Annotated in this window: 12 protein-coding genes and 1 tRNA gene; 12 read left to right on the top strand and 1 reads right to left on the bottom strand. The window is 63.4% G+C overall.

All coding sequences use genetic code 11. The features are described 5' to 3' along the window. The first annotated feature begins 69 nt into the window (after positions 1-69). From ABS88_RS06355 to ABS88_RS06315, 9 genes are all read left to right on the top strand, one after another. Positions 70-591 (top strand): DUF3617 domain-containing protein, encoded by a 522-nt coding sequence (locus tag ABS88_RS06355; RefSeq protein WP_158682112.1) that lies wholly within the window; start codon positions 70-72, stop codon positions 589-591. A gap of 586 nt (positions 592-1,177) precedes the next feature. Next, on the top strand, positions 1,178-2,935 hold the full coding sequence (locus tag ABS88_RS06350) for a tetratricopeptide repeat protein (protein ID WP_286749435.1): 1,758 nt from the start codon (positions 1,178-1,180) through the stop codon (positions 2,933-2,935). Between the two features lie 270 nt (positions 2,936-3,205). After that, positions 3,206-3,442, top strand: a complete 237-nt coding sequence (locus tag ABS88_RS06345; RefSeq protein ID WP_003039428.1) for an acyl carrier protein — start codon at positions 3,206-3,208, stop codon at positions 3,440-3,442. Positions 3,443-3,611: 169 nt separating this feature from the next. Further along, positions 3,612-4,874, top strand: coding sequence for a beta-ketoacyl-ACP synthase II (gene fabF, locus ABS88_RS06340; protein WP_286749433.1), 1,263 nt, complete (start codon positions 3,612-3,614; stop codon positions 4,872-4,874). A 165-nt stretch (positions 4,875-5,039) separates the two neighbouring features. Then, the gene (gene mltG / locus ABS88_RS06335) at positions 5,040-5,978 is read left to right on the top strand and encodes an endolytic transglycosylase MltG (RefSeq protein ID WP_104959473.1); all 939 of its coding nucleotides are present in this window, start codon (positions 5,040-5,042) and stop codon (positions 5,976-5,978) included. A 98-nt stretch (positions 5,979-6,076) separates the two neighbouring features. Then, the gene (locus tag ABS88_RS06330; RefSeq protein ID WP_076074811.1) at positions 6,077-6,829 is read left to right on the top strand and encodes an alpha/beta fold hydrolase; all 753 of its coding nucleotides are present in this window, start codon (positions 6,077-6,079) and stop codon (positions 6,827-6,829) included. A 155-nt stretch (positions 6,830-6,984) separates the two neighbouring features. Further along, positions 6,985-7,548, top strand: coding sequence for a 2'-5' RNA ligase family protein (locus ABS88_RS06325; protein WP_286749432.1), 564 nt, complete (start codon positions 6,985-6,987; stop codon positions 7,546-7,548). 53 nt (positions 7,549-7,601) lie between these two features. Further along, a tRNA-Met gene (locus tag ABS88_RS06320) sits at positions 7,602-7,678 on the top strand. Positions 7,679-7,823: 145 nt separating this feature from the next. Further along, the gene (locus ABS88_RS06315; protein ID WP_286130816.1) at positions 7,824-9,194 is read left to right on the top strand and encodes a tyrosine-type recombinase/integrase; all 1,371 of its coding nucleotides are present in this window, start codon (positions 7,824-7,826) and stop codon (positions 9,192-9,194) included. Positions 9,195-9,413: 219 nt separating this feature from the next. On the opposite strand, the gene ABS88_RS06310 is transcribed toward ABS88_RS06315, so the two are convergent. Next, a complete protein-coding gene (locus tag ABS88_RS06310) occupies positions 9,414-10,121 on the bottom strand; it encodes a TetR/AcrR family transcriptional regulator (protein WP_058454906.1) in 708 nt (235 codons plus the stop codon). 122 nt (positions 10,122-10,243) lie between these two features. Between ABS88_RS06310 and ABS88_RS06305 the strand changes: the two genes are divergently transcribed. From ABS88_RS06305 to ABS88_RS06295, 3 genes are read left to right on the top strand one after another with little or no spacing between them, the layout of a single operon-like run. Next, positions 10,244-11,662: an amidohydrolase family protein gene (locus tag ABS88_RS06305; protein WP_058454905.1), complete on the top strand. Its 1,419-nt coding sequence runs from the start codon at positions 10,244-10,246 to the stop codon at positions 11,660-11,662. A gap of 25 nt (positions 11,663-11,687) precedes the next feature. Further along, positions 11,688-14,051, top strand: coding sequence for a TonB-dependent receptor (locus ABS88_RS06300; RefSeq protein ID WP_231726127.1), 2,364 nt, complete (start codon positions 11,688-11,690; stop codon positions 14,049-14,051). A 16-nt stretch (positions 14,052-14,067) separates the two neighbouring features. Continuing rightward, complete coding sequence (locus ABS88_RS06295; RefSeq protein ID WP_011415055.1) at positions 14,068-14,859, top strand: cyclase family protein; 792 nt, start codon at positions 14,068-14,070, stop codon at positions 14,857-14,859. Positions 14,860-14,868: the final 9 nt, after the last annotated feature.

The raw sequence follows: 14,868 nt of genomic DNA, 5'->3' as shown, positions 1-14,868 counted from the left end.
ACGTGGCGTGACGGCAACCAAATGGATCGCATCGGGGTTATCGCCCAATCCAGCAGAAGGATGGAATATATGAGGAAATTTGTGACGATCGCGGCCCTTGGCGTTGCCATGGCGGTGACGGGATGCAGCAAGTCGGCAAACAGCGACGGCCCGGTGAAGCGCGAGGCAGGCAACTGGAAGACCGAGGTCAAGCTGGTCAAGTTCGAGGTCCCCGGCATGCCCGACGAGATGAAGGCCGGCATGAAGCAGATGGTCGAAGGCGCGAGCGGCATGGACCAGTGCTTCACGCAGGAACAGGTCGACAAGGAGGATATCGCGGCCGAACTCGCCAAGGAAGGTTCGGGCAACGGCGGCGAATGCAAATGGTCGAAGAAGGATGTCGCTGGCGGCAAGATCGACGTCGCGGGCACCTGCACCGCCAACGGCCAGACGATGGACATGGCGATGGCCGGAACGATGGAAGCGAAGAAGAGCGACGTGACCATCACGACCAAGGGCAAGATCCCGACCGGCGGCGACATGGAAATGGTGATGCAGGTGGTCAGCACGCACACCGGCCCGTGTCAGGCCGGCGCCGCGACGAAAAGCTAAAGCTGAGCCGAAGCGTTTCGGCAGCACCATGGGCGTCGGCACGAGCCGGCGCCCTTTCATCGCACGACGGATTGGCGCCGACGCCCGATATTGCGGGATACGGCGCGGACCGGACAAGTCCGGACACGCTTCTGATCGTGGTGATGAGGGGGGAGAGCGGACCTGCCGGAGGGGGCACAGGTGGGGCTATGTCCCCTCCGGCAAAGTCTCAGTGTATGAAGCCGACAGGTGTTGCGAAGAATGCCAGGGACCAGCTCGCATTCTTCAACCCACCGGCTTCAATTCGTCGAACTGAGAACATGTCTCAGACCAGACCACGGTGTTGTGGGGGGCACCGCGACGATTGAAAGGTGGCAGCGGTGACGGGGAAATGATAGTTACATGGGGTCACGTAGCGGGTTGTCGCTACTTGATAACCAAATGCTAAGATTGTTTCACCGGATTTTGGCCGGATTGGCGGGAACCAATTTTCAGCATGGCGCGTTCCGGCCTATCTGTTACCGTTACATGGCCGTAACGGTGTCTGGTCGTGCTCCGGGATTGGCGTATCTACCGCAGCAGCTCGTCGGGGAGCATCGAGGGTAGAATGAATCATACAGGAACGAACGAGTCGGAGAGCAGCGACGCCGGCGACCGGATCGTCGAACAGGAGCTGCGCCGCCTGCTCGAATCACCGCTGTTCGTTCGCTCGCCGGTGTTGTCGCGATTGCTGCAATATCTGGCCGATCACCGGCTGCGCGGCGCGCGGAGCGCGCCCAAGGCCTATGAGATCGCGACCGAGGCGCTGGGGCGCAGCCACGATTTCGATCCCTCGCTCGACAGCTATCCCCGCGTCATGGTCGGGCGCCTGCGCAACCTGCTCGACCGCTATTATGCCGATACGCCTTGGGTGCACCGCCTGCGCGTTCCGCAGGGCAGTTATGAAATCGTCGTCCAGCATCGTGCCGCGCCGCCGCCGGCCCGCTCCGCCGAAAATGCTGCGGAAGCGTCCGCCGCGGCATCGGTCGACCCGGTCGCGACGCCTTCGCACGAAGCCGCCGCGTTGCCCCCGGCGCGTTTGCGGCGCGGACGCCGCACTGTCCTGCTCGCCGTGCTCGTTCTGGCGGGGCTCGCGGCGCTCGCGGGATGGTGGGCCTGGCGCGGGCAGCAGGCGGTATTCCAGGGCAATATCGACCCGATGCCGCTGGTCGAGATCAGCGCCCCCGAAGCGGGGGAGAGCGCGGTTTCGCGGGCGCTGGCGCGCGCGCTCGACGGCAAGCTGCGCGACGGTATCCGCCGCTTCGAGTTCGTCGACCTGCTGAGCGCGCGGAGCCGCGAGGACGACCGGCGCGACCGCGCGGATTACCGACTCGACAGTTCGGTGGTGCGGACGGTCGAGGGGCCGGTCGATGTAACGCTGGTGCTCAATCGCGTCGCCGACCAGCGGGCCATCTGGTCGACGCAGGTGCGGGTGAATGACGGCGACGTGCCCGAATTCGGTCAGCTCGAGCCCGCGATCGCCCAGATCGCCGGCGATTACGGGGTGATCGTTCGCGACCAGCTCCGCCGTCAGCCCGACGATTACGCTCCCGGCTACCCCTGTCTGGCCCAGTTCAGCCGGATGCGGCAGAATCGCACCGCGGAAGGGGCGCGTAGGGTCGGCGACTGCCTGCGCGCGTCGGTCGAGCGCGCGCCGCGCGACCCGGTGCTGCTCAATGCGCTGTCCTGGCTTCGGTTCGGTGACTGGGGGCCGCAGCGGGGGACGCCGCAGGGCAAGGCGATCTTCGCCGAGGCGCGCGGGCTGGCCGAGCGCGCCTATGAAAACGGTCCGAACACGCCGGCCGGCCTGTTCGCGATCACGCGCGCCCATTTCTATGCCGGCGATTGCGCCGCGGGGGAGGCGATGGGCAATGCCGCGGTCCGGCTCAATCCCTATGATCCCGACATGGCCGGCTTCATCGGGCTGTTCAAGCTGACGTGCAGCGTCGGCGACAATGGAGAGGCGCTGCTGCGCCGGTCGCTCGCGCTCGACGCCAGCTATGCGGGGGTTCCGGCGGTCACGCTTGCGTTCGTGCTGTCGCAGCGCGGCGAAGTCGATGAGGCGCGCGCCATCCTCGACGGCATGCCGTCGCCCAGCAACATGGAGCCGCAATATCTGGTCGTGCGGTCGATCGTCCTGGCGCGGCAGGGCCGGCTGGCCGAAGCGCGCCAGCTCTGGCAGCGCCTGCTGACCTATACGCGGCAGCCGGAAGACACAGCGCCCGAAAAGGTGCTCGGCCAGTTCATGATTACGCCCGCCGTGGTCAGGCACGCCGCGGCGGCGCTGCGCGATTCGGGCGTGGTGCTGGCCACCCCGCGCGGTTGACCGGAATACGGCCCGCGCCGCTTTCCGGGGGCATGATCATCGCGATCGGCCGTGGGTTCGTCCTTGAAGCCGGCGGCTCTACCCCCTATTTCCGGGGACAGGTGGCCGAACAGCAGAAAGGGGGCGACGGTCGGCCTGCGCCTTGTCCGGGGGCGGTGTGTCGATGCGGCGCCTGGCCGCGGTCGCGACGCCAGCCTCTTGCCAGCCCCGCTGACGGACACTAGGGCAAATTCCAACATTCACGAGACAGTCAGAAAAAAGGAACTGTGCATGAGCGATTCGGCCGAAAAGGTTAAGAAGATCGTCGTCGAGCATCTGGGCGTCGAAGCCGACAAAGTCACCGAGGAAGCGAGCTTCATCGACGATCTGGGCGCCGACAGCCTCGATATCGTCGAACTGGTGATGGCGTTCGAAGAAGAATTCGGCGTCGAGATTCCCGACGATGCGGCGGAAAAGATCGCCACCGTCAAGGATGCGATCGACTATATCGAAGCGAACAAGGGCTAGGCCCGTTCGGTCCGGCGCGGCCGGACGCGGCGGCGACGCCGCCCACGCGTTTCCGGCTTCCCGGCTCCCAGCGCTTGCGCGCCATGGCCGGGAAGCCTTTTTTTTGGGCATGCCCCGACAAAGATGATGCCGCGCCCCGAAGAGGCGAGGCCCGACGAAAGGAATGACTATGCGCCGGGTTGTGGTGACGGGTTTGGGTTTGGTGACGCCGCTGGGCGGCGACGTCGAAACGAGCTGGGCCAATCTGATCGCCGGAAAGTCGGGCGCGGGGACGATCACCCGCTTCGACGCGTCGGACCAGAAATGCACGATCGCGTGCGAGGTGAAGCCGGCGGATCACGAATATGGCTTCGACCCGATGAAGCGCGTCGATCACAAGGTGCAGCGCCAGGTCGACCCTTTCATCATTTATGGCATCGACGCCGCCGGGCAGGCGATCGAGGACGCCGGCCTGACCGAGATGACCGACGAGCAGAAGCTGCGCGCGGGCTGTTCGATCGGGTCGGGGATCGGCGGCCTGCCGGGCATCGAGAGCGAGAGCCTGTTGCTCGCCGAAAAGGGCCCCGGCCGCGTCAGCCCGCACTTCGTCCACGGCCGCCTGATCAATCTGATCTCGGGTCAGGTCAGCATCAAATACGGGCTGATGGGCCCCAACCATGCCGTCGTTACCGCCTGCTCGACCGGCGCGCATTCGATCGGCGACGCGGCGCGGATGATCAAGGACGGCGACGCCGACATCATGCTCGCGGGCGGCGCCGAGTCGACGATCTGCCCGATCGGCATCGCCGGCTTCGCGCAGGCGCGCGCGCTCAACATGAGCTATAACGACCGCCCCGAACAGGCGAGCCGCCCCTATGACAAGGATCGCGACGGCTTCGTGATGGGCGAGGGCGCGGGCGTCGTCGTGCTCGAGGAATATGAGCATGCGAAGGCGCACGGCGCGAAAATCTATGCCGAGGTGGTCGGCTACGGCCTGTCGGGCGACGCCTATCACGTCACCGCGCCGCACCCCGACGGCTTCGGCGCCTATCGCTCGATGGAGATGGCGCTGAAGAAGGCGGGCATGACCCCGGACGACATCGACTATATCAACGCGCACGGCACCTCGACGATGGCCGACACGATCGAACTCGGCGCGGTCAAGCGCCTGTTCGGCGACGCGATCAGCGACGTGTCGATGAGCTCGACCAAGTCGGCGATCGGCCACCTGCTCGGCGGCGCCGGCGCGGTCGAGACGATCTTCTGCATCCTCGCGATCCGCGACCAGATCGTCCCCCCGACGCTCAACCTGGACAACCCCGACGAGGGGACCGAGGGCGTCGATCTCGTCCCGCACGAGGCCAGGAAGCGCCCGGTGCGCGCCGCACTCAACAACAGCTTCGGCTTCGGCGGCACCAACGCCAGCCTGATCGTCAAGGCGGTCGAGGAGTAGCTCGAGCCGGACTGAAACCTCTTTCCTACATTGCGCCGCCATGCTTTAGCAGGCGCGTGCGCTCGACCGGGCCCGGCTTAAAGCCGCAAAGGACACAAAAGCATGCTGCACAAGCGAGGCTTTTGTGGCTTTAGGCCGCCGGGCAAGGACTGACGGGAGACTTGGGTGCGTCCGTTTCGCTGGCTGACGATTGCGATCTTCGCGCTGCTGCTCGCCGCCTGCTCGGGCGGCGCGCCGCGCGATACGGTGGTCGTCATCCCGCCGGGCGCGAGCATCGCGAAGGCGGGCGAGATCCTCGAGAAGGCTGGCGTCGCGTCGGCGTCCGCCTTCCGCAACCGGGCGCGCTTCCTCGGCTCTGACAAGCCGATCAAACCCGGCGAATATGAAGTGAAGAAGGGCATGGGCGCCGGCGATATCCTCGCGCTGCTGCAGTCGGGCAAGACCGTGCAGCGCTTCGTGATGATTCCCGAAGGCATGCCCTCGATCATGGTGTGGGAGCGATTGATGGCCGAACCGCGCCTGACGGGCGAGGTGGCGGTGCCCGCGGAGGGCAGCGTGCTGCCCGATACCTATGCCTTCACCACCGGCGAAAGCCGTGCCGCGGTGCTGAAGCGGATGCAGGCGGCGATGGACAAGGCCTTTGCCGAGCTTTGGGCGAAACGCACCCCGCGCACCGCGGCGAAGGACCGGGGCGAGGCGATCACGCTCGCCTCGATCGTCGAGAAGGAAACCGGCGTCCCCGCCGAGCGTCGCACCGTCGCGGGCGTCTATACCAACCGGCTCGCGGTCGGCATGAAGCTGCAGGCCGATCCGACGATCATCTATCCGATCACCAGGGGTAAGCCGCTCGGCCGTCGTATCCTGCGGTCCGAAATCCAGGCGGTGAACGGCTACAACACCTATGCGATGGTCGGTCTGCCGAAGGGGCCGATCGCCAATCCCGGCAAGGCGTCGATCGCGGCGGTTCTCGACCCTGAACCCAACGACTATCTCTTCTTCGTCGCCAAGGGCGACGGCGGCCATATCTTTGCGCGCACGCTGTCCGAGCATAATGCCAATGTGCAGAAATGGTATGAGATCCGGCGCGAGCGCGGGGAGATGTAGGACAAGCGCCGTCGCGGCGAAAGCCGGGACGGCTGGCAGCCTTGCGCCGTACGGATAGGGCCGCGCGTTCGGAAGGGCGAAGGAAAGGCGAAGCGACGATGGCGACCGCGAAACTCTTCCTCCACGGCGTTCCCGACAGCCCTGCGGTCTGGCGCCCGCTACTCGACGCGCTCGACCTCGGCGATGCGCCGGTCGCGGCGCCCGCACTGCCCGGCTTCACGGCCCCGCTGCCCGCGTATTTCCCCGCGACGAAAGAGGCCTATGCCGACTGGGCGGTGGGGGAGGCGGCGGCGCTGGCGCGCGCGCATGGCCCGATCGACATCGTCGGCCACGACTGGGGCGCCCTGATCGCGCAGCGCGTCGCGATGTTGCGCCCCGACCTCATCCGAAGCTGGGCGGTGTCGAACGCCGTGATCGACCCCGATTATCGCGGCCACCGCATCGCGCGGATCTGGAACACGCCGCTGCTCGGCGAACTGTTCATGGCGCTGAGCCGGCCGGCAGCGCTGGCGAAGGGACTCGCCGCGCAGGGGCTTCCCGCCGCCATAGCGGAGGAAGAGGCGCGGCAATGGGCGGGCAGGGACAAGCGCCGCGCGATCCTGCGCCTCTACCGCTCGGCGAAGGGGCTCAGCTTCCGGCACGACTGGGCGCGCGACCTTCCGGACCTTCCCGCGCGGGGCGCGCTGATCTGGGGCGCGAACGATCCCTATGTCGCTCTGGCGGTGGCGCAGCGCTATGCCGCCCGCACTGGCACGCCGCTGACGGTCATCGAGGATGCGGGGCATTGGGCGATCGCCGAACGCCCGCAAGCGGTCGCGGCGGCGCTGCATCGCTTCTGGAACAGTTTGTAACGGGGCGCTTTTTCGCTCTCATCGGCGCAGGCGATCATTGTGACCCAGGAAATCGATTGGATTGCCGCAAAGGATTGGCCGAAAGCGCCCGACATCGAGAAAGGGCGTCCCATGGACGATGGCCATCCCCCCTCCCGCCGCGCCCATCCCTTCTCGTGACTGGCGACCCGGGCAATCCCCCTCCCGTCCGGGCCTCTGGCGCCGCGCCCGTCGTCGTTACCGCAACGACGGGCGCGGCCGACCAGCGCTTCTTCGACGCGCTGCGGACCGCCCATTATCCGCCCAGCCGCAATCGCGTGGCGGCGCATATCACGCTGTTCCATCATCTGCCGCCATCGGTCCTCGACGAACTCGCCCGGCTGATCCGCGCCATCGTCGCCGACACGCCGCCGCCGGTGGCACGTGTTTCGGACATCTACCTGCTCGATCGCGGCGTCGCATTTCGCGTCGAAAGCCCCACCCTGCTGGAGATCCGGGCGCGCATCGCGGACCGTTTCGTGGGCCTGCTCGCCGCGCAGGACCGCGGCACGCCGCGCCTGCACATCACGGTCCAGAACAAGGCCGATCCAGCAGCGGCGCGCAAGCTGCTCGCCGAACTGCGGCGCGATTTCCGGGCCCGGCCGCTGACGATCGCGGGCCTCGCCGCCCACCATTACCGCGACGGACTGTGGGAAACGGCGTTTGAAAGGAATTTTCGCGGCATGCGCGGACGATATTGACCGGCGCAGACCGCCTGCTTATAGGCGCGGCTCGCCCACGGGCGGTCTTTCGGGGCGGAGTAGCTCAGCCGGTTAGAGCAGCGGAATCATAATCCGCGTGTCGGGGGTTCGAGTCCCTCCTCCGCTACCATCCCGGATTGTCCACCGGTGGCCCACTGAGGCCACTGGCAGACATTTTTCGAGGAAAATCAAATATTTTTCGCGTCCCGTTGCGTACGCCGGCGTCCCGGTGCGACCCGCTGCGGCCACCCACGGCGATTTGGATTGGGGGTATTTTGGGGGTATTTTTCGGCTGTCCCCAAAACAGGCGATACCCCCAGATGGCTTTGAAAGAACTTGAGGTCAAATACGCCACCAAGCGGCAGCGCCCCTACAAGCTGTCCGATGGAGAAGGCCTGCACCTGCTCGTCCAGCCGAACGGATCGAAGCTCTGGCGCCTGAAATACCGCTTCGACGGCAAGGAAAAACTGCTGAGCTTCGGCAAATATCCGACCGTCACGCTGGCGATCGCCCGCGAGAAGCGGACCGAAGCCAAGCGGCTGCTCGATCAGGGTGAGGACCCCGCCGAGGCCAGGAAGCGGGCGAAGAAGCAGAGGGCCGCGCTCAAGCTGTTCGAAGAGATTGCGCGGGCCTGGCACGCCAATCGTATTGAAGGGCTGGACTCGGCCCATGCCCTGCGCGTCATCAACCGGATGGAGCGCGACGTCTTTCCGGTCATCGGGAAGCGTCCGATCACGGAAATCGACCCGCCCGAGATTCTCGAGATGATCCGCGCGGTCGAAGCGCGCGGCGCCCTCGATATCGCCCGTCGCCTCAAGCAGAACGTCAGCCAGATCTATCGCTTCGCGATCGCGAGCGGCTGGGCGACCATCGATCCGACGCTCGGCCTCAACGATGCGCTCAAGCCCAAGCCGCCCGTCAGGCACATGGCGCGCGTGCCGCTCGCGGAGTTTCCGAAGCTGGTGCGGGCGATCTTCGCCTATGACGGCGAGGACACGCCGCGCCGCCGCGAGATCACCCGTGACGCGCTGCTGTTCACCTTGCTCACATGGGTCCGAACCAGCGAAACCCGCTTCGCGGCCAGGGACGAGTTCGAGGATCTCTATGGACCGAACCCGCTATGGCGTCTGTCGCCGGAGCGCATGAAGATGGAACGTGAGCATCTTGTTCCGCTGTCCCGCCAGGCCGCAATGATCGTTCAGCGCCGCTTGCAGGCGACGAACGATGCGTTCCTCTTTCCCGGAGCCAAGCCTGGAAAGCCTATTTCCGAGAACACCATGATCTATGCCTGCTACCGCATGGGCTATCTTGGCCGGCAGACGGTGCATGGGTTTCGGGGGCTCGGCTCGACCTGGGCGAACGAAGCCGAACGCTACAAGCCCGACTGGATCGAGATGGCGCTCGCCCACGAGGATGAGGACGAAGTGCGCGGCGCCTATAACAGCGCGCTCTATCTCACCCCGCGAAGGCGGATGCTGCAAGATTGGGCCGACGTGATCGACGCGGCAACCGCAGTGTCGGATGTCGAGAAGGATCCTATCGAGTTCTCACAGCTCACGGGCTGTTCTGCGCCCATCCAGCGCTTGCCGCCGAGCGACCGGAGACAGCCGTATTGGCAGCGCCCTCGTTGGGCGGCTTCGCGATAAGCGTCACGGCTCGGAACCGCTGATTAAGAGCGCGGCTTTCCACCATAATTATTATAAACGTCAGTTACTTAGATGCATCCGTGAATAGTGGGACTGAACAATAAGAAGCAGTATCGTATCATATCCTACCATGCCCTACGTCACAAATTCACCTACGTCGGAAGAGCGCCCTCATGGCGGACATTCGTTCAATCAAGCAGGCAATCACGGTGAGCGGCATCAACCATCGAGCTTGCCAATGCCCTGTACCCTAAGACACGATAACAATCCCCCCACGCAAAAGTCCTCCATGGCCTTCAGGGTCACCGAGATGTTCCGTGAAGAAAGTCGCCCACCCGACATGTGATCGATCCGGCGATTGTCGGCGAATGTGTACAGCGTACAGCTCAGAATAAACTGATAGGCCTGCAAGGCATCATCGCGCGATGACTTTGGTTTGATAGATATCATCGCCTCGACATATCGGCGAGATATTTCATCAAATAGCGGTGCAACTATTTCGTCCATCCAGAGTTGCACGCCTGCTATCTGTGAGATGAGGCGACAATAATTCATCCACCCCGGCTCACCGGATTCAAAACGGCTCAAGAGGGGGCCGTAAAATGCGCGGATGAGAAGTCGAGCCGATGCTTCCGGGCGATCTGGATCGAGGTCCAGCTCCGCAAGCCTTCGCAGCCGCTCTTCGTTCAACCACGCGCTGCGGCGTTCTATGACTTCCGTGAACAGCGCTTCCTTGGTTCCAAAATGATAATTCACAGCGGCGAGCCGTGTGGACGCTGCATCCGTTATTTCTCGCACCGAAACGCCGAAATAGCCCCGGTCCGCGAACAGCGACTCGGCGGCGTCCAGGATCTGCTCGCGCAGATCCGGTCGTTCCGTTTGCGGCTTGGAGATTGCCTTTTTTGGCTTAATATCTGGTAATTTCAATCATCTTCTCCCCCAAAAGCGCCCCGAATTGACATGTGAGTGGAACGTTCGTATCACTCGATCAAGGACGCGCAGCCTACGCTGGCTTCCGTCACAAAAATAGATGGTAGGGGAACGAAACTGTGAGACCGATCCTGATCCGTAACGGCTATGTCATCACCGGCGATCCTGCGATCGGCGACGTGCCCAGTGGGGATGTTTTGATCGTGAACGGACGCATCGCTGAGATCGGTCAAAACCTTCACCATGATGAGGCAGAGGAGATCGACGCGACCGGCACGATTGTAATGCCAGGCATGGTCGATACGCATCGGCATACTTGGCAGACTCAGCTACGCGCGATTTGCGCCGACATGAGCCTCATGCAGTATATGCGCTGCATCCGCTTCAACATCTCGCCCGTCTATACGCCAGAAGATGTCTATGTGGGCAATTATATCGGCGCCCTAGAAGCTCTGAACGCCGGGATCACGACGCTCTATGACTTCTCACATACGTCGCACAGTCCGGAACATGCCGATGAGGCCATCCGCGGCCTGCGGGACGCCCGGATTGCTGGCCTCTATGCCTACGGCTTCTATCCAGCACCGGTCGACCGGCCTTATTTTACGAGCGTCGACCAACGCATCGCCGATGCGGAACGGATAAGGACGCAGCATTTTTCGTCGGACGATCAGCGGCTGGGCATGGCGGTCGCGATCACCGAGGTCGGGATGTATCCGTTCGATTCGACGCGTAAGGAGATCATGACAGGCCGCCGACTTGGCGTGCAGCAAACAATTCACACGAACTGTTTCTGGGGCTCCGCTTTTTGCAGCGGTATAGAGGAACTCGCGGCGGCCGGACTCCTTGGACCCGACCAGGTCCATGTGCATTGCAATTCCGTGACAGACAACGAACTTCGCCTGCTCGCCGATAATGGCGCCAAGGTTTCATGCACGCCCGATACGGAACTGCAGATGGGCATGGGCCACCCCTTGATCGGCCGCGCCCACGATGTCGGCATCAAGCCTACACTTGGGGCCGACGTTATCTCCTGCAACGGTGGCGACCTACTCACGCAGGCACGCCTCGGTCTTCAAGACGCGCGCGTCCTGGCCAACGATCCGGTCAATGCGCAAGGTCGGATGCCTGAGGATATCCCATTCAAGGTACGTGACGCGATCGCGTGGATGACGATCAACGGCGCGGAAGCGATGGGTCTTGATCATCGCACGGGATCGCTCACGCCGGGCAAGGATGGCGATATCGTTCTCATCGCGCCCAACGACTTCAACCTCATGCCGCTGAACGACATGGTGGGCGCGGTCGTGCTGCAGGCTAACGTTTCCAACATCGATACGGTGGTCCTGCGCGGCGAGGTCGTGAAGCGCCACGGTCGCTTGACTGGCGTCGACTTCAAGCAGTTGCTCCGCATGGCGGAGGGCTCGCGCGAGCGGATCATGGAGCAGGCCCTGCGTCGCGGTCCGCTCGTTCCGCCGCCCAACACCACGGCAATGGCAGAGATGGAGGAGACCGCGCGCCAGAACCTGGCCGCATAGCGGGGTAGGAAACCAAAGGCGCCGCATGAACCGCGTCGGCGTCCAACGAGGAGGGGATTACGAAATGGATAAGCTTTGGCCGCGCGCCGCGCGGATCGGACTTCTTTTGCCTGCGGTCGTTGGCACAAGCGCTTACGCACAGACTGAGCCGGCTTCATCGGCTGCGAGCACTCCGCAGCCGGAGGCCGTATCGACGCCCGCCGCACAGGATCAGGGCGCCGGTCTTCAGGACATCATCGTGACTGCGCAGAAGCGCAGCGAGTCGGTGCAGAAAATTCCTCTCGCGGTGACGGCCCTATCCGGCAATGACCTCGCGAAGGCGGGCATCAACAGCATCGAGGGTCTGCAGGCCGCCGTCCCCAATCTCAACCTCGGCCAGCAGCTCGGCGTCGCGAGAATCTCGCTGCGCGGCATCGGCCTCGACAACCTCAGCACCGGCGCCGAGGGAAGTATCGCTTTCCACCTCAACAGCGCGTTCATTTCGCGCGGCGCCGCAGCGCTCAGCGCATTCTACGACGTCGATCGCGTGGAAGTTCTGCGCGGGCCACAGGGCACGCTCTATGGCCGCAACGCGACCGGCGGCTCAATCAACCTCATAACGCGCCAGCCCACCGACACGTTTTCGGGTTATGGCGATGTCACGGTCGGCAACTATGGTCGTTTGGCGTTCGACGGCGCCGTCAGCGGCCCGATTGTCTCTGATAAAGTGCTCGCGCGGATCGCTTTCTCGACGGACGACCGCAACGGCTATGGCCGAAACATCACGACCGGCACTAGGATCGACGACACCAATGCCCGTTCGATCCGTGGTACGCTGAAGCTTTTACCCGCCGACGATCTCACCATCACTCTGATCGCCGACTATCATCGAGAAAATGACAACGCGAACGGCTATCATTATTTCGGACCCGCGGGCCAGACTGCCAGCGGCCAGACAATCACACCTTTCGGCATTCAGTTCGGCGGCGTCACCGCAAGCAATCCGCGCGATATCGCAAACGAAGCCGATCCGTTCAACCGGCGCACGATCTGGGGTGTCAGCAGCGAGATTGCATATCGATTCGGCGGCGTCACAGCCAAGTCGATCACGGCCTATCGCAGCACGAAATACATTACCGGATCGGACCTCGATTCCACCAGTTTTCGTCTCGCGCCGATCTTCCAGAACGAAGACGACAAACAGTTCAGCCAGGAGTTTCAGCTCTCGTCCGAATCCGACCGGTTCCGATGGCTGCTGGGGGCATTTTATTTCCACGAAAATGACGCCGGCGCGATCATCATTCCCTACAATGATATTGGCTTCGGCGGTCCCGGCGTCATCCGCCAGGGCTATTATGCCGGCGGGCGTCTCGAGACTGATGCCGGCGCCATCTTCGGGCAAGCGACCTACAATCTGACCCCGGAGATTCACCTCGTCGTCGGTGGCCGTTACAGCATCGAGCGAAAAGGCATTTCCGAACAGCTTCAGTTCGACCTCGCGCGACCCTATTCGCCCGCCAATCCCGTCGCGCCGCTCGCCCAGTGCGGAGCCGATATCCCATCGGTCCCGACCTGCCAACCGCACAAGACCTTCCGATCCTTCACGCCGAAAGTGGCGCTCGAGTATCAAATCACGCCCGACGCTTTGCTCTACGCCTCGGTTTCGCGAGGCTTCAAAAGCGGCACCTACAATGTCGGCGGCGTGCAGCCGCCCGTGAAGCCGGAGAAGGTCACGGCCTATGAAGGGGGCCTGAAATCGGAATTCCTCGATCGGCGGCTCCGCATAAATCTTGCCGGCTTTTATTATGATTACAAGGATCTCCAGGTCGGCAAGGTGGTCAACGCGTCACTCGCGCTGGAGAATGCGGCGACAGCGACGATCTACGGTGCCGAGCTCGAGTTGCGCGCGCGCCCCACGCCCGACTTAGAACTGGGTCTGACCGGCTCCTATCTCAACGCCAAGTTCGACAGTTTCATCAGTATCGATCCCGCGCGACCCGGAGGTGACGGGCGCACCGTCGACCCGGCGACCGGCGCACCGGCTTTCAACAACGCCGGCAACCGCCTGCCGCAAGCCCCCAAATGGACGGTCGACGCCATGGCACAATATACCGTGCGCTCGGACCATGGATCCTTTGCCCTTCGCGGAGAGGTCTTGTGGGTCGATAAGGTCTATTTCAGTGCCTTCAACGTTCCGCAGGTGTCGCAGCCGGCAAAGACCAAGCTCAATGCCTCGCTGATCTACACCGATCCGGGCGATCGCTGGAGCGTGACCGTCTACGGCAAGAATCTCGCCAACAAGACGTACATCTCAAACGCCTTTGTCAGCTCCAGCATCGTGGGATTTGGCGTCAACGGCTTCCTCGAGGAGCCGCGAACCTATGGCGTGACCATCGGGTATAAGTTCTAGCCGGGAATATATTCTCATGATCACGATTCCCACCGCCGAGTCCATCATCGACATTTCGATGCCCATCGAGAATGATATCGTATCGGATCCGGCGGCCTTTCGTCCACGGGTCCGATATTTCGGGCACGATGATACACGAGAACAGATGCTGGCCTTCTTCCCCGGAATGACGGCCAGCGACCTGCCCGATGGCGAGGCCTGGGCGATCGAGCATGTCGAGCTGATCACGCACAACGGCACGCATCTCGACGCACCTTACCATTTTCATTCGACGATGGATGGGGGCAAGCGGGCGATCACGATCGACGAGGTTCCGCTCCACTGGTGCTGCCAACCAGGCGTCAAGCTCGATTTCCGGCATTTCCCCGATGGCTATGTGGTGACCGCCGAGGATGTTCGGGCTGAACTCGATCGGATCGGCGTCAAGCTCAGCCCGCTGACCATCGTGGTCATCAACACGCGGGCCGGTTCGGCCTACGGCACGGATGACTATGTCAACGCGGGGTGTGGAATGGGCCGCGAAGCCACGCTTCACCTGCTTGAGCGCGGTGTCCGGGTGACAGGGACCGATGCATGGTCATGGGACGCGCCGTTCACTTACACGGCGCAGAAATATGCCGAAACCGGGAATGCCGACCTGATCTGGGAGGGGCACAAAGCGGGTCGGGAAATCGGCTATTGCCATCTGGAGAAGCTGCATAATCTCGAAGCGCTTCCATCCTCCGGATTCACCGTGATGTGTTTCCCGACCAAGATCAAAGGCGCTTCGGCAGGCTGGACCCGCGCGGTCGCCGTCCTCGACGATTGAATGGAGTCT

It is taken from the genome of Sphingopyxis sp. SCN 67-31 (assembly GCF_001725095.1).
Note: the sequence above shows the minus strand (reverse complement) of the source record. Positions and strands in the feature narration are given on the sequence as shown.

Bases quoted from the DNA above. Each gene is read 5' to 3' on its own strand.
- ABS88_RS06295 (WP_011415055.1), top strand. From the start codon at position 14,068: ATGATCACGATTCCCACCGCCGAGTCCATCATCGACATTTCGATGCCC.
- ABS88_RS06300 (WP_231726127.1), top strand. From the start codon at position 11,688: ATGAACCGCGTCGGCGTCCAACGAGGAGGGGATTACGAAATGGATAAG.
- ABS88_RS06330 (WP_076074811.1), top strand. From the start codon at position 6,077: ATGGCGACCGCGAAACTCTTCCTCCACGGCGTTCCCGACAGCCCTGCG.
- fabF (WP_286749433.1), top strand. From the start codon at position 3,612: ATGCGCCGGGTTGTGGTGACGGGTTTGGGTTTGGTGACGCCGCTGGGC.
- ABS88_RS06355 (WP_158682112.1), top strand. From the start codon at position 70: ATGAGGAAATTTGTGACGATCGCGGCCCTTGGCGTTGCCATGGCGGTG.
- ABS88_RS06350 (WP_286749435.1), top strand. From the start codon at position 1,178: ATGAATCATACAGGAACGAACGAGTCGGAGAGCAGCGACGCCGGCGAC.
- ABS88_RS06345 (WP_003039428.1), top strand. From the start codon at position 3,206: ATGAGCGATTCGGCCGAAAAGGTTAAGAAGATCGTCGTCGAGCATCTG.